Source organism: Neomelitea salexigens DSM 19753 (assembly GCF_000422345.1).
In the GTDB taxonomy this organism is placed as follows: Bacteria; Pseudomonadota; Gammaproteobacteria; order Pseudomonadales; family Spongiibacteraceae; genus Spongiibacter; species Spongiibacter marinus_A.
This window is the reverse complement of sequence record NZ_AULP01000010.1, coordinates 130,441-148,503: the sequence shown is the minus strand read 5'-3', so window position 1 is coordinate 148,503 and position 18,063 is coordinate 130,441. Positions and strand designations below refer to the sequence as shown.

General features: G+C 57.2%; 15 protein-coding genes. 5 read left to right on the top strand and 10 right to left on the bottom strand.

The window, feature by feature from the left end; genetic code table 11:
- Positions 1-54 precede the first annotated feature (54 nt).
- From H573_RS0114255 to H573_RS0114240, 4 genes are all read right to left on the bottom strand, one after another.
- Complete coding sequence (locus H573_RS0114255; protein WP_027874851.1) at positions 55-1,746, bottom strand: bifunctional protein tyrosine phosphatase family protein/NAD(P)/FAD-dependent oxidoreductase; 1,692 nt, start codon at positions 1,744-1,746, stop codon at positions 55-57.
- A 14-nt stretch (positions 1,747-1,760) separates the two neighbouring features.
- Positions 1,761-2,651, bottom strand: a complete 891-nt coding sequence (locus H573_RS0114250; RefSeq protein WP_051171335.1) for an MBL fold metallo-hydrolase — start codon at positions 2,649-2,651, stop codon at positions 1,761-1,763.
- Positions 2,652-3,052: 401 nt separating this feature from the next.
- A complete protein-coding gene (locus tag H573_RS0114245) occupies positions 3,053-4,045 on the bottom strand; it encodes a cytochrome d ubiquinol oxidase subunit II (protein WP_027874849.1) in 993 nt (330 codons plus the stop codon).
- Positions 4,045-5,418, bottom strand: a complete 1,374-nt coding sequence (locus tag H573_RS0114240) for a cytochrome ubiquinol oxidase subunit I (RefSeq protein ID WP_027874848.1) — start codon at positions 5,416-5,418, stop codon at positions 4,045-4,047. Before H573_RS0114240 ends, H573_RS0114245 begins: the two co-directional genes overlap by 1 nt.
- Before the next feature lie 146 nt (positions 5,419-5,564).
- On the opposite strand from H573_RS0114240, the gene H573_RS0114235 reads away from it, so the two are divergent.
- A complete protein-coding gene (locus H573_RS0114235) occupies positions 5,565-6,947 on the top strand; it encodes a sigma-54 interaction domain-containing protein (RefSeq protein WP_234701877.1) in 1,383 nt (460 codons plus the stop codon).
- Between the two features lie 21 nt (positions 6,948-6,968).
- On the opposite strand, the gene H573_RS0114230 is transcribed toward H573_RS0114235, so the two are convergent.
- The 4 genes from H573_RS0114230 to H573_RS0114215 form a co-directional block, all read right to left on the bottom strand.
- Positions 6,969-8,144 (bottom strand): hydroxymethylglutaryl-CoA reductase, encoded by a 1,176-nt coding sequence (locus H573_RS0114230; protein WP_027874846.1) that lies wholly within the window; start codon positions 8,142-8,144, stop codon positions 6,969-6,971.
- Positions 8,141-9,427 (bottom strand): dicarboxylate/amino acid:cation symporter, encoded by a 1,287-nt coding sequence (locus H573_RS0114225; protein WP_027874845.1) that lies wholly within the window; start codon positions 9,425-9,427, stop codon positions 8,141-8,143. The genes H573_RS0114230 and H573_RS0114225 overlap by 4 nt, the downstream gene beginning before the upstream one ends.
- A gap of 80 nt (positions 9,428-9,507) precedes the next feature.
- Positions 9,508-10,137: a class I SAM-dependent methyltransferase gene (locus H573_RS0114220; RefSeq protein ID WP_027874844.1), complete on the bottom strand. Its 630-nt coding sequence runs from the start codon at positions 10,135-10,137 to the stop codon at positions 9,508-9,510.
- Positions 10,138-10,302: 165 nt separating this feature from the next.
- The gene (locus H573_RS0114215; RefSeq protein ID WP_027874843.1) at positions 10,303-11,676 is read right to left on the bottom strand and encodes an FAD-dependent oxidoreductase; all 1,374 of its coding nucleotides are present in this window, start codon (positions 11,674-11,676) and stop codon (positions 10,303-10,305) included.
- 187 nt (positions 11,677-11,863) lie between these two features.
- On the opposite strand from H573_RS0114215, the gene H573_RS18430 reads away from it, so the two are divergent.
- The 3 genes from H573_RS18430 to H573_RS0114200 all read left to right on the top strand — a co-directional run bounded on the left by H573_RS18430 (position 11,864) and on the right by H573_RS0114200 (position 14,571).
- Complete coding sequence (locus H573_RS18430; protein ID WP_161624277.1) at positions 11,864-12,427, top strand: chorismate--pyruvate lyase family protein; 564 nt, start codon at positions 11,864-11,866, stop codon at positions 12,425-12,427.
- A 63-nt stretch (positions 12,428-12,490) separates the two neighbouring features.
- On the top strand, positions 12,491-13,372 hold the full coding sequence (gene ubiA, locus H573_RS0114205; RefSeq protein ID WP_027874842.1) for a 4-hydroxybenzoate octaprenyltransferase: 882 nt from the start codon (positions 12,491-12,493) through the stop codon (positions 13,370-13,372).
- Positions 13,373-13,428: 56 nt separating this feature from the next.
- Positions 13,429-14,571 carry a GNAT family N-acetyltransferase gene (locus tag H573_RS0114200; protein WP_036256909.1) on the top strand — a complete coding sequence of 381 codons (1,143 nt, stop codon included), beginning with the start codon at positions 13,429-13,431 and terminating at the stop codon, positions 14,569-14,571.
- Between the two features lie 6 nt (positions 14,572-14,577).
- Here the strand turns inward: H573_RS0114200 and H573_RS0114195 are convergent, their stop codons facing one another.
- Both H573_RS0114195 and trhP read right to left on the bottom strand, forming a co-directional pair.
- A complete protein-coding gene (locus H573_RS0114195; RefSeq protein WP_027874840.1) occupies positions 14,578-14,961 on the bottom strand; it encodes a hypothetical protein in 384 nt (127 codons plus the stop codon).
- Between the two features lie 38 nt (positions 14,962-14,999).
- Positions 15,000-16,313 carry a prephenate-dependent tRNA uridine(34) hydroxylase TrhP gene (gene trhP, locus H573_RS0114190; protein ID WP_027874839.1) on the bottom strand — a complete coding sequence of 438 codons (1,314 nt, stop codon included), beginning with the start codon at positions 16,311-16,313 and terminating at the stop codon, positions 15,000-15,002.
- A 217-nt stretch (positions 16,314-16,530) separates the two neighbouring features.
- On the opposite strand from trhP, the gene H573_RS19675 reads away from it, so the two are divergent.
- Positions 16,531-18,006, top strand: a complete 1,476-nt coding sequence (locus H573_RS19675) for an OmpA family protein (protein ID WP_051171332.1) — start codon at positions 16,531-16,533, stop codon at positions 18,004-18,006.
- Positions 18,007-18,063 lie beyond the last annotated feature (57 nt).

The following is an 18,063-nucleotide window of genomic DNA, read 5'->3' as shown; positions in this document are numbered from 1 at the left end:
GGTGTTGCACATAAACGAAAAAACAGCGCCGCATTTGCGGCGCGAAAGGGTGGGTTATTTTTTCGCTGGTGCGTCTTCACCAATGGTGGGCTTAACCAGCCATTCGTGTCCCTTGAGCATGCCCTGCCAGTATATGGGCGGCAGAATTTTCTCTTTCAGCAACCACGCCAGACGAGATGGCTTGGTGCCGTCGAGCATCATTTTGGGGAAGCTGGGCAGCAGCTTGCCGCCGTAGCCAAATTCCGCCAGTACGATCTTGCCGCGCTCTACGGTAAGCGGGCAGGAGCCGTAGCCATTGTAGTGGGCAATGTCGCTGCTGCGACCGCTGATATCGGCCGCGATGTTATTGGCGACAATGGGTGCCTGCATGCGCGCCGCCGCTGCGGTTTTAGCGTTAGGGGCGTTCATTACATCGCCCAGTGCCCAGATATTGGCGTACTTCTTGTGCTGTAGGGTGGCCTGATCGACGTCGACCCAACCAGCGCCATCGACCAGCGGGCTGTTGCGGATGAAATCGGGGGCGACTTGCGGCGGTACCACGTGGATCATGTCGAATTCTCGGCTGACCTCCACGTCGTTACCCTGTTCGTCTTTGGTGGCGAACCAGGCAGTTTTTGCCGGGCCGTCAATGCGGGTTAGGGTGTGGCCAAAGTTGAGTTTGGCCTGGTATTTGTCGACGTATTTCATCAGTGCCGGCACGTAGTCGGCAACGCCGAACAGCACGGCACCAGCGTTGTAGAACTCCACGTCGATATTGTTTAACCGCCCCTGACGGTGCCAGTGGTCGCAGGACAAATACATGGCTTTTTGCGGAGCGCCTGCGCACTTAATCGGCATCGGCGGTTGGGTAAATATTGCACGGCCGCTGCGAACCTTGTTTACCAGCTCCCAGGTGTAAGGCGCCAGGTCATAGCGGTAGTTTGAGGTGACGCCGTTTTTGCCCAGGGTCTCGCTCAGGCCGGGAATGGCGTCCCAATTCAATTTGATACCGGCGGCAACCACCAGGCGCTGATAGTTCAGTAAGCGGCAGCCTTCAAGGACCACGGTGTTGTTGTCGGGGTCGAAGGCGGCGACGGCGGCCTTGATCCATTCGACCCCCTTGGGAATGAGTGAGGCCATGCTGCGCCGGGTTTGCTCCGGGGTGAATACCCCGCCGCCGACCAGGGTCCAGCCGGGTTGGTAGTAGTGGTTTTCTGCGGGGTCGATAATGGCAACGGAGATCCCTTTGCAGCGTTTGACCAAACTGGCGGCCGTGGAGATACCGGCGGCACCGCCACCGACAATCAGCACATCGTAGCTGGCAATGCCCTCGGCGGTATTGTCGCCATTGCGGGCGGCGGCGATACGGGCGGCCACGCCGCTCATGTCGTAACCGGCCTTGGCGGCAGCATCGACGATGTCTGTCAGGCTCATCTCTTCACCGCGGCTTAGCGCCCACAGGGTGGTGGAGCGCATGCCACTGCGGCAATAGGCATGGACCGGCGCGCTTTGGCCGCTGAGCAACTCGCCAAAGCTGGCAGCATCTTCGTCGCTGACTTTGCCACTGACTACCGGCAGGTAGTGACAGCTCATGCCCAGCTCGCTGGCTTTGGCTTCGATCTCTTTAAAGCCGGGTTGATCGCCGCCCTCGCCGTCGGGGCGGTTGCAGATCAGCGTTTTCACACCTTTTTCCGCCAGTGCCGGCAGGTCGTTAACAGTGAGCTGGCCGGATACCGTCAGCCCTGAATCTATTTGCTTGTATTCCATGCCTTGCCCAACCCTTAAAGTACGTTCAATGGTAATTTCAGATACACCGTGCCGTTGTCGTCAGCGCCGGGTAGGTGGCCTGCCCGCATGTTGACCTGCAGCGAAGGTAGAATTAGCCGAGGCATTCCCAGCGTGGCATCCCTTGCTTCGCGCATGGCAACAAATTGAGCCTCGCTAGTGCCGACATGGACATGGATGTTGGACTGCTTCTCCGCGCCGACGGTGGTTTCGTATTCGACTTCGCGGCCGCCGGGCATATAGTCGTGGCACATAAACAGGCGGGTTTCATCGGGCAGCGACAGCACGCGCTGGATCGATTGATACAACACAGCGGCATCACCACCGGGGAAGTCAGCGCGGGCGGTGCCGCCGTCAGGCATAAACAGGGTGTCACCAACAAATGCCGCGTCGCCCATTATGTGGGTCATGCAGGCCGGGGTATGGCCGGGGGTGTGAATAGCGCGGCACAGCATATTGCCCACATGGTATTCGTCGCCGTCGTTAAATAGCTTGTCGAACTGCGAGCCGTCGCGGGCGAACTCTGTACCGGCGTTAAAGATTTTGCCGAAGGTTTCCTGCACCACGGTAATGTTGGCGCCGATGCCGATCTGACCGCCGAGGGCTTCTTGAATATAGGGCGCAGCTGACAGGTGGTCGGCGTGTACGTGGGTTTCGATAATCCATTCGAGGCTCAGTTTGTTGTCGCGAATATACTGAATGATTTTGTCGGCACCCACCAATGACAGGCGGCCGGCGGCGTAGTCGATCTCCATTACCGAGTCCACGACCGCGCAGGCGTTGCTGCTGGGGTCTTTCACCACATAGGAAAAGGTGTTGGTGGGTTCGTCGAAGAAGGCGATAACTTCGGGTTTGTGGTCGAAATCGATGGAGATATTGTCGAGCATGATGCAATCCTCTTACTGTTGTCGCGAGCGGTATCGGTCCCTGATGCGTACAGCGATAACGCGGCCTCGGTTATGCGTAATTGGAATAACTATATTCCGTATGATTGTAGTAACAGGATTCGTGCCAAAACACGGTAAAAACGAATATTTAGCGTAAGCTGTTGTAATTGCTGGAAATTAAATTTCATTCGCGTTTGCTTGGACTGCCTTAGCAAATAAAACCTCTTTGCTTTTGCCAGATCTGGCAGAAACTTCGCCACATTTGGCAGAGTCGTGTTCTGTGGCGCCGGGAGGTGGGCAGCAGAAGCGGGTGACAGACGACGCCGGTGTAAAAAGCACTGGGCATAAAAAAGGCGGGCCCGCTTGCGCGCGGCCCGCCAATGAGCAGTGGCTGTTGCTGCTCAGTCGTAGGAGAGGTGGGTCGCCTTACCATGGAAGATGCGGTAGACGAAAATGGTGTAGCCAATAATGATTGGCAGAGTAATGGCGACCCCGACCAGGGTGAATTTCAAGGAGCTAAGCGAGGCGGCAGCGTCCCAGATCGTCATTTGGCCAATGATAATATTGGGGAATAGGCTGTAGCCGAGCCCAAGGCTGGCGAATACACAGATGGCCACGGTGCTGGCATAGAGCTTCCAGCCGTGGCCGCGGTAGATGCTGTTGTCGCTGTTAAGCAGGGCAACAATCGCGGCAAACGCAGCGAGAGACAGCACCGGGATGGGCGCCAGAATCAGGAAGTTGGGCCAGCTGAACCACTTCTCCGCAATTGCGTCGCTGACCAGCGGTGTGGCAATAGACACCAACAACAGGCCCAGGCCCATTGGCCATACTGACTTGCGCGCCCAGCCAATGGCTTTGGTGAGCAGCTCGCCTTCGGTTTTCATCAGCAGCCAGCCACAGCCCAGTGTCAGGTAGAGCGCGGGCAGGGTTAGCGCGATGAGGGCCGAGAACAACAGGCTGGTGGTATTGGATTGCAGGCCGGTGACGTAGGCGCCGAGCATCCAGCCCTGAGCCATCGACGCGACCAGCGAGCCCAGGAAGAAGGCGCGGTTCCACAGTGCCTTGCGGTGGTCACCCGCTTTGACGCGCAGGTCAAAGGCCACGCCGCGCAGGATTAAGCCCATCAGCATGATCGTTACCGGCAGATACAGCTCGGTGAGCACGATGCCGTGGGCCATGGGGAAGGCGATCAGTAGAATCCCCACGCCGAGTACTATCCAGGTCTCGTTGGCGTCCCAGAAGGGGCCAATGGAGGCGACCATAATGTCTTTTTCGGCGTCGTTGGCCAGCGGCATAAGCATGCCAACACCGAGGTCGTAGCCGTCGAGAATAACGTAGATCAGCAGGGACAAGCCCATTGCCGCCATATAAATAATCGGTAGCCAGTATTCCATTACGATTCTCCCCCTTTCGCGGTGTTATCGCCGGTGTTGGCTGACGCCGTGCCAGCCGGGTTTAAGATCAACGAGGCAGCGGGCTTGGCCGACAAATTGCGCAGCGCGCCGATGTAAGAAGCCAGTAAGAACAGGTATAGAAGGATATAGCCGAACAAGGTGCCGCTAACGGTGGCAGCGCTGTGGTCGGCGACAACGTCCTGGACTTTTAGTACGCCGTCGACGATCCAGGGCTGGCGGCCAATCTCGGTAACGTACCAGCCGGCCAGCACCGCGACCCAACCGGAGAAGGTCATCGCTGAGAGCGCCGCGAGTACGGGTTTACTGGCCTGCCGGCCGCTTCGCAGTGCCCAGGCGGCCCACCACGCGACCAGTACCATTAGTCCGCCGATGGCGAGCATCACACGGAAAGACCAGAACACGATCGCAACCGGTGGGTGCTCGCCAACAAACTCATTCAGGCCCTTAACTTCGCCCTTGAGTTCGTGGGTAAGTACCAGGCTTGCGGCGTAGGGAATTTCCAGCGCGAATTTATTGCTGCGGCTCTCTTCGTCGGGAAGGGCGACAACAGTGAAGGGGGCGCCTTCCTCAGTTTCCCAAATGGCTTCCATGGCGGCGACTTTTGCCGGCTGGTGTTCAAGGGTGTTGAGGCCGTGCAGATCGCCGATGAAAATTTGCAGCGGGGCCAGCACCGCGGCAACCATCACGCCGGTGCGCATAATCTTCCAGGTGGCGGGGCCGTCGACATTCTTCAGCGCCCGCCAGGCGCTGACGCCAGCAACGAGGAAGGCGCTGGTCAGTACAGAGGCGATTACCATATGGAAGAAGCGGTAGGGGAAAGAGGGGTTGAAGATCACTTCCCACCAGCTTTCCACCATCACCACGCCGTCTTCCAGGTAGTAGCCGGTGGGGGTTTGCATCCACGAGTTCAGGCTGAGAATCCAGAACGCCGAGAGCGTCGTGCCGAACGCCACCAGAAAGGTACTGATCAGGTGCATGCGATTGGATACGCGGTCTTTACCGAACAGCATAATGCCCAGGAATGACGCCTCCAGAAAAAAGGCGCTCAGTACCTCATAGCCCAGCAGAGGCCCGGCGACATTGCCGGCTTTTTCCATGAAACCGGGCCAGTTGGTGCCGAATTGGAAGCTCATGGTAATGCCCGAGACCACGCCCATGGCGAAGGTCAGGGCAAAGATCTTCACCCAGAAGTAATAGGCATATTCCCAGGCCTTGTCGCCGGTTTGGGTATAGCGCACCCGGAAAAACAGCAGCAACCAGCCCAAGCCAATGGAAATGGCGGGAAACAGGATATGAAAGCTGATATTGGTGGCGAACTGTATGCGCGCCAGCACAAGGGGGTCGATATCCATAAGCTCCTCTCTATATAGCTAAACGGAATTCCAATATTCCGGTTTGTACTACGATGCACAGCAATGTGTGTGCCAGTGCGTTTAAATCTATTAAGGCATTGATTTAATTGAATAAAAATTAAGGTTGGCGGATTGCGGCGGGTAGTGTGAATCGCAGCGCGCTAGGTTTTGTGCCAGTATTGGCAGACTACCTGTCATTTCTGGCAAAGACGATGCGACAAATTGGCACAGACCTCGACCTCGATTTTCGGTCCCTGCTCGATGGCTTAGAGCACCCGGCCATTCTATTGACGCCCGATTACCAGATTGTGGCGAGCAACCAGCGTTATCAAGACAGTTTTGGTGATGTGCCGGCAGGTGATCATTGTTTTCGGGTGTCTCACGGCTACGACAAACCCTGCGACCAAGCGGGCGAGAGCTGCCCCCTTCAGGCCTGCACTCAAAGTGGTGAGCGCGAGCGTGTGCTGCATATCCACAATACCCCCCGTGGTCGCGAGCATATCGATGTCGAGATGCTACCCATTAAAGGCCGTAATGGAGAGTTGCGCTACTTTATTGAAATGCTCAAGCCGGTGCGCAGCGCCAGTGCGGAGATCAGCAGCGATCATATGGTGGGTCGCAGCGCAGCGTTTAACACCATGTTGGAGCTGATTAATCTGGTTGCGCCTCACGACACCTCGGTGTTGTTGCTCGGTGAATCTGGCACGGGCAAGGAGCTGGCCGCTCAAGCGATCCACAGCACCGGTGGGCGCTGCGACAAGGCGATGGTCGCCGTTGAATGTGCGGGCCTGACCGATACCCTGTTTGAAAGTGAGCTGTTTGGTCATGTGAAGGGCGCGTTTACCGGCGCGGTCAGCAATAAACCGGGCCTGCTTGAGTCCGCCCGTGGCGGCACCCTGTTTCTGGACGAAATCGGCGATGTACCGCTGGGTATGCAGGTAAAATTGCTGCGCCTGCTGGAAACCGGCAGTTATCGCGCGGTGGGCAGCCCCCAGCCTCAGCTGGCCGACTTCCGCTTGATCTGTGCCACCAACAAAGACCTGCCAGCGATGATCGCCGGGGGACAGTTCCGCGAAGACCTCTACTACCGGATTAATACTTTTCCCATCCACCTGCCACCGCTGCGCGAGCGCCGCGCCGACCTTGCGTTGATCTCCCGCTCGATCTTGAAAAAGCTCAGCCCAAATGGCGGTTATCGCCTCACTGATTCTGCGGTAAAGCGACTGCAGGACTACGATTTTCCGGGCAATATCCGCGAGTTGAAAAACATTCTGGAGCGCGCCACCATCTTCGCCCATTCCAGTATTATCGATCTCGCAGTGCTGGAGCGTTGCTTTGGGCAAGAGGGGCGCCAGGCAGAGCCCGCGCCAAGTCCCGCTGCGCCTCACAACGGCCCCTGGCTGGACTTAAAGGCGCAAGAGCAACGGTATCTCAAGTCGCTGCTGCAGCACTGCAATGGCGACAAGGAAAAAGCCGCCGATATTGCCGGTATTAGCCTGCGGTCGCTGTATCGGCGGCTGGAGGAGTAGTCGGCTCGCTGTGGGTCAGTATTAAGGGCGATTTCGACCGAGCTGATCGTGGCTGGATACCCATTCATCGGAAACCACGGCAGCTGCCAGCGATAGGTCTCCGGCAAGGACCGTTGCCGCGATAATTTCCGCGAGCTTGTGGGCTTTGCCCTCACCGTAACAGCCCATCATTTCCAGGCACTCGCGCTGGGTTGCCAAGCCTGTGCCGCCGCCATAGCTGGCGCAGATAATCGAGGGTAGGGTCACGGAATAATACAGGTCGCCATCGTCGGTAAGATCCATAAAGGCGATACCGGCGTGGGACTCAACGACATTGGCTTCGTCTTGTCCGGTGGCGATAAACATCGCGGCAATACCGTTTGCTGAGTGGGGTCCGTTGTAGGCTGAGCCCGCCAATAAGCTTCCAACAATGGTGCGTTGGCGCAGGCGCACCATGCGTTCGGGTTCGGCGCGCATCAGGCTCTGCAACAGTTCTTTTTTGATGACGGCTTCAGCGACGACCTTTTTTCCACGGCTGTGCAGTAAGTTCATGTGAGAATGTTTTTTATCGGTTTCTATGCCGCCCGATAGCGAGAAATTCTGGATGCCTGCGAAGTTCGCAAGTATCCATTGGCAGGCTTTATGTGTCGCTTTGCCCGTCATATTTTGGCCAGCGGCATCACCGGTAAGGAAGTTAAAACGGGTAAACAGTTTATTGGCGATTACCCAGCTTTGAATATTTTCCAGTGTGCCAACGCGTGTTGTGCTTTCCGCCTCAGCTTTAATGTCCTCAAAATTGGCCTCGAGCCACTGCGCCAGTGCCCGTGCCTCTCGGGCAGATGTCAGTTCAAATAATGGTGCCCGCTGCATAGCTTCGTCGACGACAGTGACGGTGCACCCACCCGATTCAGTGACCAGCCTCATGCCCCGGCTATAGGAGGCGATCAGGGTGCCCTCGGTGGTGGCCATGGGGATGTAAAAGTCGCCCTGAGCGTGCTCACCGTTGATGCGATAGGGACCAGCGACGCCCAGTGGCATTTGTACAACGCCGATAAAGTTCTCGGCATTTCCCTCAAGGCTTGCTGGGTCGAGAGAGTAATGACGGGTGTTCGTCAGTGACGCGCCAGTTTGTTCTTCAATGAAGCTGCGGCGTTGTTGCGCGGCCTGTTCCGAGTAGTCATTCCCTTTAAGGCGCGGGATGCGCTTGCGTTGGTTCATCGGCGGCTGCTCGGATCAATGGCGATGGCTGTTTGTTCGCCTTCGCTACGGGCGATTACCACGGCGGCGCAGGAGTCGCTAAATACATTCACAGCGGTGCGCATCATGTCCAGAATCCGGTCGGTTACCAGCAGTAGGCCGATGCCCTCCAGTGGCAGGCCAATGGTGCCAAGGATGACGGAGATGGCCACCAGGCTGGCGGCGGGAATGCCGGCCACGCCGATCGAGGTTAGCAGGGCGACCATTACCACGGTGAACTGCTGGGCGAAGCTCAAGTCCAGGCCGTAGACCTGGGCGATAAACATGGCGGCTACGCACTCATACAAGGCGGTACCATCCATATTTACGGTTGCGCCTAACGGCAACACGAAGCCGCTGGTGCGTTTGGATACGCCGGATTTGTCCTGCACGCACTCCATCGTAAGCGGCAAGGTCGCGGAGCTGGAGGCCGTGGAAAAGGCGGTGAGCATTGCCGGTGCCATGGCCTGGTAGTGTTTGACTGGCCGCACTTTGCCCAGGTAGCGAAGCACCAATGGCATGGCGACAAAGGCGTGGAGTGCCAGCGCCAGCGCGGCGGCAAAAAAGAACTTGAGCATGGGTGCGAAGGCGTCGAAGCCGGTGCCCGCAACGGTTTTTGCCACCAGACCAAAGACGCCAATGGGGGCAAATTTCATTACCCACATGGTCATGCTGGTCATAATATCCATCAGCCCCTGCCAGAAGTTCAGCTGAACTTCCGCGTGCTCGGAGTCGCTGCGGGCGAGGAAAAAGCCGTACAGCAAACTGAAAAAAATCAGCCCAAGCATCTGGCCATTGGCGGCAGCGGCGACCACATTGGGGGGAATCATCCGCTCAAACACTTGCACAATATCGGCGGCGCTGCGGCCTTCGACCTTGGCGAGGGTGGCGTTGAGCTCGGCGTTGTTGCTACTCAAACTGGCGGCGAGGGCTTCAGTGTCGCCGACGCCGGGCTGGATAATATTGACGACAGTGAGGCCGATGAGTATCGCCACCAGGCTGGAGGCGGCGTAAAACAGCAGGGTTTTGCCGCCCAAGCGTTCCAGGTTGTCGCCGCCAATACCGGCCATGCCGCTGATAATCGAGGCGCTGACCAGAGGCACGATTAACATCTTCAGGGCGTTTAAAAACAGCGTGCCGAGAAAGGCGTATACCGCGAGTAATTTAATGCCGGCAATCTCGGCATCGGCGCCGCCGAGTAGACCAGCGACCACAGCGAGGGAGATGGCAATAGCAATTTGCCAGTGCAAAGCGAGTTTGGGCATAGCGCGTCCGAATTTTTTATTGGTTGGAACCAGAAATTGACAGGTCTATGCCGCACTCTAGCGTGCCGATGCCTTAGAGGCTAGTCCGCAACAATTTTGTGGGCACTGCCACTGTAGACATAACCGGCGATGCGCGGGGCTTTTTCAAGATAGCGCCGCTCGAGTTGGTCGATGGCGAACTGGCCTTCTTTCAGTAGGTCGGCAATGGGGCGGTTTAAATGACAGCCACCGGCAAAGCGCTTCCACACTGGGGTAATTCTGTTTTGCCAGCGCGCTACCGCAGGTTCTTCTGACAGACCGTGCTCGCAAAACAGCAGTTGGCCGTTCGGTTTGAGCACGCGGTGCATTTGCGCCAGTGCACTGCGCCAGTCGGGAATGGTGCATAGGGTGAAGGTTAACAGCACGGTGTCGACACTGTTGTCGGCCAGCGGGATTTTCTCGCCCGGCAGATCGAGCCAGCGCACGTCCAAGGCGCTGGCGGCCAGGTTCTTTTGCGCTTTGCGGCGCATTCCCTCTGAGGGTTCCAGGCCCCAGATATAGTCCACCTTGCTGGCATCGTAGAGGGGGAGATTAATGCCACTACCCATACCTACTTCCAGCACCGCGCCTTGGCATTGGGGGACGACGTCGCGGCGCGCCTCCATAACAGCAGGCATGGAGCAGGCTCTGTCGATCACAGCGGGTAGCACGTAGGTATCGTAAAGGCTCATGGCGGTCTCGTTATTATCGTTTTGCGATGGCGAAGGGTGATTTTGCCAAGGTATTTCAGCGCAGCGGCAGTGCGCTGGCAATGTCCAAAGCGGACAGCGGCGTGCTTTGCTGCAGACACAAAAAACCCCGCCGTAGCGGGGTTTGTTATGCACAGCCGCTAGGGCTTAGGGCATGATGGCGGGCAGTTCTTTCTGCAGCGCCATTTTCTGCTTGGTGCCTTCGCCGGTCAGTGCAAAGCCCAGCAGGTCGCCGGTGGCGGTGTCGACAAACTTGGCGACAACATTGTTGCCGTCTTGCTCGATTTGCCATTCGCCTTTCGCGTCGCGAGGAGCGGGAGACACGCACACTGGGCACGCAGGTGTTTTGATGGTGACAGGCATCGCCGGATAGCTAACTTCTGTCGGCTCGCCGGTGAGGGTTTTGGCCAGGGCGCGAGCCTGAGCCATCAGCGGTGCGACGTATACCAACACGTGACCAGCGACTTCTGCGCAGTCACCCATGGCGTAGACATTGGGTGCATTGGTTTCCAGCAGGCGGTTTGTTACCACGCCGCGATTCACTTCAATGCCCGCAGACTTGGCCAGCTCGACTTGTGGGCGAACACCCACGGCCGACAGTACCAGGTCGCAGCTGATGGTCTCGCCATTATTCAGCGTCACTTCCACACCGTTGTCGGCTTTGTTCACTTCGGTGACCAATGGGCCAAAGTGGAATTTGGCGCCTTTGTCTTCCAGCGCGCTTTGCACAGCTTTACCGGCAGCTTCTGGCAGCAGGGTGGGCAGGCAGTAACCCAGTGGGTCAACCGTTTCTACTTCGAAGCCACCGTTGATCAGGTCGTTGGTGAACTCACAGCCAATCAGGCCGCCACCGATAATGCAGACCTTCTTCACATTGTTGGCGTCGACGGCTTTGCGGAAGTCGTCGTAGTCCAGCAGGTCGTTGACCGAATACACGTAGTCCTGACCGTTGCCGCCAATGGGGGGGCGAATCACGTCGGCACCCAGTGCCAGTACCAGCTTCTTGTAGTGCACCTTGGTTTCGGTGTCGCCGGTGGAGATGGTCTGCGCCGCTGTGTCGATCGCCGTGACCTTGGTCATGGTCCAAACACTGGCGTTGAGGTCTTCGCCCATGCCGCCGGCGTCTTTCTGCGCCAGTGCATCGGCATCTTGTTTCTTGGTGTAGCCGGTGGACAGCATGGGCTTGGAGTAGGCGCGGCCGTCGTCAGCAGTGATCATAATGACTGGGGTTTCTTTGTCTTGCTTGCGCAGTTCGCGCACCAGACCATAGCCCGCCAAGCCGGTGCCGATGACCACGATGGGGGCATCCTGGCTGGCAGTAGAGGGTTCGTCGTGGTGAGGCAGGCTGCTGGGCTCAGACTGTTCGATCATTTCGAAGTCTTCTTTGCCTACGCCGCAGTCCGGGCACAGCCAGTCATCGGGGATATCTTCCCAGCGAGTACCGGGCTCAATACCAGAATCCGGATCACCGGTTTCTTCGTCGTATACCCATCCGCAAACAATACATTCCCACTTACTCATACTCTTTCGTCCTGCCGTCATCGGTTTGTCTTATGCGGCCACCTTTATCGACACTCTGTGCCTTATGGTTACGGCGGCGGCTGGCTTGCAAGTCGGCGGCGATTCACGCATTCTGCCGCACTCAGCGAATTGGCTGTCTGTGTATCAACAGCCAGTATTCAGTGATCTAGCCACTGGAAGCCCGACATTGTACGCCCTTCGATTAAACCGATGCTACCGCCAAGAGCCCAACTGGCGGCCAGCTAATCAATTTGTAGGAGTTCCAGCGCTTCAGGATGACGCGCCCTGGCTGCTGGACACCGGCTCATTGACCGCCCATTTGCGTCGGCAGTCGGCGGGAAATTTCCGTGTGCAGGTGCTCAGCCAGCACTGGGGATTACCGCGCTTGTCTGAGCGCAGACTACTGGGCATGGGCGATCGCGACTGGGGTTTAATTCGCGAAGTACTGTTGTGCTGCCACGACGAACCCTGGGTTTATGCCCGCAGTGTGATGCCGGCGCGCAGTTTAACGGGGCACCTGCGTCGCCTGCGCGGCCTGGACAGTCGGCCGTTAGGGCACCTCCTGTTCACCGACCGCTCGATGCGTCGCATTCCCTACGAGATCTGCCGATTGCCAGCAGCGCAGCTACCTTTGGAAGGCTTGCCTGATCAAGAGGCGGCCTTGTGGGGTCGCCGTTCCTGCTTTGTTTTCGATCAGCGGCCGATTATGGTCAGCGAGATTTTTCTTCCCGAGTTTCAGCCGTGGTGTTAGCGCTCTGTTGATAGCGGCGGGACGCGTTATACTCTGCGCCTACGTTCAAAGATGAGTCACGGAATGAAGGTGCAGTTCCCACAATTTTGCCAGCAGCTTCCCCACTATTTGGCGCTGATGCGTGTCGATCGCCCCATTGGTACCTATCTTGTGCTGTGGCCAACACTCTGGGCACTGTGGCTGGCGGCCGAGGGCCTGCCCGATTGGCATTTGCTGCTGATTTTTGTGTTGGGCACCTTTTTAATGCGCTCGGCGGGCTGTGTGATTAACGACTATGCCGACCGCCACATCGACGCCCACGTAAAACGTACCGAGGCGCGGCCCTTTGCCACGGGCAGCGTGACGGAAAAAGAGGCGCTGACCGTCTTTGCGGTATTGTGCGGCGCGGCCTTTATTCTGGTGTTGTTCACCAATATCCAAACCATTTTGCTGTCGTTTGCGGCGGTGGCGCTGGCGGCGTGTTATCCCTTTATGAAGCGCTACACGCATTTGCCCCAGGTGGTGTTGGGCGCGGCGTTTGCCTGGGGTATACCCATGGCATTTTCAGCGCAGCGCGGTGAATTGCCGGCGAGTTTGTGGTTGATCTACATTGCCGTGCTGATGTGGACGGTGGCCTACGATACGTTCTACGCAATGGTTGACCGCGATGACGACCTGAAAATTGGCGTGAAGTCGACGGCAATACTCTTCGGCGACGACGACAAGGCGATCACCGCCATGCTGCAAGTCTCGGTGATTATCGTGATGTTGATGGTCGGCAAGCAATTTGCCATGAGCTTTATTTACTACGCCGGCTTGATGGCTGCCAGCGGTCTGTTTATCTACCAGCAAAAGCTTATTAAATACCGGGAGCGTGACAAGTGCTTCCAGGCCTTCCTGAATAATCACTACGTCGGCATGGCGATCTTTGTTGGCATTGCGCTGCACTATGCACTGCCGGCATAACATCGCGCGGCTTTGCTAGCGCGTATGCACAGCTGATGGTTTGTTGGATATAAAGCATGCTGGAATTGCAGTTTATCGACAGCATTCACCGCGTTGCCGCCGAGGAGTGGGATGCGGTCGCTGGTGACGACTACCCGTTTTTGCAGCACACCTTTCTGGCCGCGTTGGAAGACAGTGGCGCAACCACCGCTGAGACCGGCTGGCTACCTCAGCACTTGGTTATTCGCGAGGGTGGCGTGTTGTGCGGCCTATTGCCGCTGTATATCAAGTCACACAGCTACGGCGAGTATGTGTTCGATTGGGCCTGGGCCGATGCCTATCGCCGCCACGGCCTTGAATACTACCCCAAGCTGTTGTCGGCCATTCCCTTCACCCCGGCAACGGGGCCGCGCCTGTGCTTGCGCGACGACCTGAAGGCTGACGCGCTCTACACCGTGGTGGTCGAGCAATTGCAGCGCCGCGCCGAACAGCTGAGCGCCTCGTCAGCCCATATTCTATTCCCCGATGTTAACGACGCCGAGCGCTGGCAACGCGCTGGCTTACTGCAGCGCGTTGGCCCGCAGTACCACTGGTTTAATCGGGGTTATCAGTGCTTCGACGACTTTCTGGCGACCTTCAGTTCGCGCAAGCGAAAAAACCTGCGCAAGGAGCGTCGTACAGTGACCGAACAGGGCCTGCGCCTGGAGCGCCTGCCGGGCAGTGATGTGAGCGAGTCGCAGTGGCGCTTTTTCTTCCACTGTTATCAGATGACCTACGCCAAACGCAGCGGTCACGGCGGCTATTTATCGGAAGCCTTCTTTCAGGCCATTGCTCAGTCAATGGCAGACCGGCTGCTGTTGGTATTGGCCTACGAGGGCGATGTGCCAGTGGCGGCAGCTTTGAATTTTCAGGGCGCGGATACCTTGTTCGGGCGTTATTGGGGCTGTATTCGCGAATACGATTTCCTGCATTTTGAAGCCTGCTATTACCAGGGCATCGAGCATTGCATCGAACAGGGCTTAAGTAAGTTTGACCCGGGCGCTCAGGGCGAGCACAAAATTCAGCGCGGCTTCGAGCCTATCACCACTTACTCCCAGCACTGGTTGGCCGATGCCAGTTTTAGCGATGCGGTGGCGCGCTTTCTTCACACCGAGCAGCGCCATATTGCTGAATATCTGCAAGAGGCTGCGCAGGCGCTACCCTTCAAGCAGGGTGAATAGCGGGGCCTATTGTTGGGCCTTCTTTAGCGTGCGCTCAACCAGCAATAGGCAGACAATCGGTATCAGGTAGCTGCAGCTGATTTCCACCAGCATCAATACCTCGGTGGCGCTCCATTGGGAGTCGCTGCCGTACCAAAATATGGCGACGGGTAAGATCACAAAGGTGAGGGTCGGCAGCAGCCGCCACAGGGTGTACGCCAGTCGGCTGGCGTCTTGGCGATCGGCGCGGCGGTAGCAGTAAAAGGTGAGTAGTACACCCACTGCGCCGAGGGCCATGGCGCTATAGTTACCCAGTAGGCTCGCCAGAATATGAATGGCGGCGCCGAAGATGAGGCTTAGCAGGCTTATATTAATTAAGCCGCGCAAGCTGCGCAGTTTACGTCGCTCCATGGGCTACTCCTTTGCGGCTTTTTCTCAGCGTAGCAGGCTCAACCGCCGGCGTGAATATCCTTTACGATCAGCCCGTAACGCAGTGCCTGTTCGTCGAGTTGGGCATCAAGCGGAATGCGCATGCGATGGCCGGAACCGGGAGCAACGTCCGCCGCCTTGCCGTTTTTGTCGAGCAGGGTGTCTAGGGTGAAGCGTTTATTGCCCTGGGGCGTCATCAGTTGCACGGTATCGCCAACGGCGAAGCGGTTTTTCACGTCAACGACGATATCGCTACCGCTAACATCCACCACTTCGGCAACAAACTGTTGCTGCTGGACGTTGCTGCTGCCCATCTCATAATTCTGATATTCCTTGGGGGGGTGGCGCCGGTAAAAGCCTTCTGTGTAGCCGCGGTTGGCCAGGGTTTCCAGTTCGTCCATCAGTCCCATGTCGAATTCGCGGCCCGCGGCGGCGTCGTCGATAGCGCGGCGGTAAACCTGAGCGGTGCGTGCCACGTAATAGTGCGACTTGGTGCGTCCCTCAATCTTTAGTGAGTGAATCCCCATTTCCTGCAGGCGCTGCACATGTTGCACGGCGCGCAGGTCTTTGGAGTTCATAATATAGGTGCCATGCTCGTCTTCGTAGGCAGGCATATACTCGCCGGGGCGCTGCGCTTGCTGCAGCAGCACCGGTTCAACCTGCGGTTGTGGCTCGTAGTTTTGCACAGCGATCAAATCGCCCGTGGCGTCTTCCTTTGCTTCGTGGGCTTGATACTGCCAGCGGCAGGCATTGGTGCAGGCGCCCTGGTTCGGGTCGCGATGGTTCATATACCCCGACAGCAGGCAGCGCCCCGAGTAGGCGATACACAACGCGCCGTGAACAAACACCTCCAGTTCCATTTCCGGCACACGCTGGCGGATCTCTTCAATTTCGTTCAGGGAAAGTTCGCGCGACAGAATCACCCGGCGAATGCCATTGCGGTGCCAAAATTTCACGCTCGCCCAATTCACCGCGTTCGCCTGAACCGAAAGATGGATGGGCAGGTCCGGCCAGCGCTCCTGCACAAGCATCATTAAGCCGGGGTCGGCCATAATCAGTGCGTCGGGGCCGAGCTCCACCACGGGCTCCAAGTCGCGCAGATAGCTGCGAATCTTGTCGTTGTGCGGCGAAATATTAGACGCCAGATAAAACTGCTTGCCCTGGCTGTGGGCCTCGTTAATGCCGGTGGCGAGGGTTTCCAGGTCTTTGAATTCATTATTGCGTACGCGTAGGCTATAGCGAGGTTGGCCGGCGTAGACGGCATCGGCACCGTAGGCAAATGCGTAACGCATGTTGCGAAGGCTGCCGGCAGGAGAGAGCAGTTCAGGCGTCATAATCAAAACCCGTATAAAAAACGCGGCTATAGTAACGTATATCAGCGTCCGGGGGTGGTAGCGAGAGTGAACAATTCTTCTGCAAAGCGACAAACTTAGTGGAAAAATACCAAGTGAGTGACTCTTTTCGCTAAACGTGAGTCGTAATATCGGTTAGTATCAGGGGCATCAAGCCTTTGTTGAATGTAAATTTATAACTAATAACTGGGGGATTGCTATGAGCAAACAATGGATTACTGCCCTGACGGCGGGCGTACTGCTCGCGTCTGCAGGCGCTGTCAGCGCCGAAGAAGAGAAAGGTTTTTACATCGGCGGCAAAGCCGCTTACACCGAAGTATTTGACGCCGATGGCAAGCTGACAACAGAAGCTGCTGCACCCGGCGACCCACTCACACAACTGTTGACCGACCTCGGTCTATTGCCGCCGCCGGTAGGGGCTTCGATCGAAGTGGATACCGAGTACGACGACGACTGGGGCTACGGTGTTAACTTCGGTTATAAAACCGCCGGTGCTCTGCGCCTGGAACTGGAATACAGTGAAGGCGAGAACGACGTCACTAATTCTGACTCTGCTCTGGAAGTAAAGTCTCTGCTGGGTAATGTCTGGTACGACTTCCGTGCTGGCGAGCGTCTGCGCCCCTATGTGGGTTTCGGCTTGGGTATGGCCAACATGGAGCTCAACGGCAGCGACGATGATGTTGCCATTGGTCAGCTGGGTGCCGGTGTTAACTACCACCTGACGCCACGCCTGGTTATGGATGCCGGTTATCGCTACGCGGTATCTGAAGATCCCGAGTTTGCCAGCAGCGGCTCAACGTTTGAAACCGAGTATGAAGCACAGAGCTTGATGATTGGTCTGCGCTACAACTTCTTCGACGCTCAATACGGCGCCAAAGACGGTGACGGCGATGGTGTTGTTGATGAAACCGATCAGTGCCCAGGTACACCACGCGGTGTTCAAGTAGACAGCGTAGGTTGCCCGCTGGATGGCGACAACGACGGTGTTGCTGACTACCTCGATAAGTGCCCCAATACACCTGCGGGTGACGAAGTGGACGCACAGGGTTGTTCACTGGATAGCGACGGCGACGGCGTTGCCGATCGCGATGACGCGTGCCCCAACACACCTGCTGGTCAGGAAGTCATGTCTAACGGTTGTGGCGAAGAGCAATCGGTTGTTCTGCGTGGCGTTAACTTCGAGCTTAACAGTGCACAACTGACTGTGAATGCTGAAACCATCCTCGATGGCGTTGCGGCTACCCTGAACAGCTCGCCTGGCTTCAACGTTGAGCTGCAAGGCCACACTGACAGCACAGGTAGCGACAGCTACAACATGAACCTGTCTCAGAATCGTGCTAAGTCAGTGAAAAACTACTTGGTTGATAAGGGCGTTGAAAGCAACCGCCTGACCGCTCGCGGTTACGGTGAAGAGCAGCCCATCGCCAGCAACGACACCAAAGCGGGTCGTGCGGAGAACCGCCGCGTTGAGCTGAAAGTGTTGGGTGACGAAGAAATGGTGGTAGAGCCCGCTTACGTACCTACCGCTGAAGAGCCTATGGTTGAAGAAGCGGCTGCGGAAGCGCCCGCTGAAGAAGCCATGGACGAAGAACTCTACGACTACGACCCTTCTGCGGATGTAGAAGAAGAGGAATATGACTACGACTATGATTACGATGCAGAGGAAGAGCTGTAAGGCTTACCTTAGCAAGTAATCGGAAGTAATCAGAAAGCCGCGACTCAGGTCGTGGCT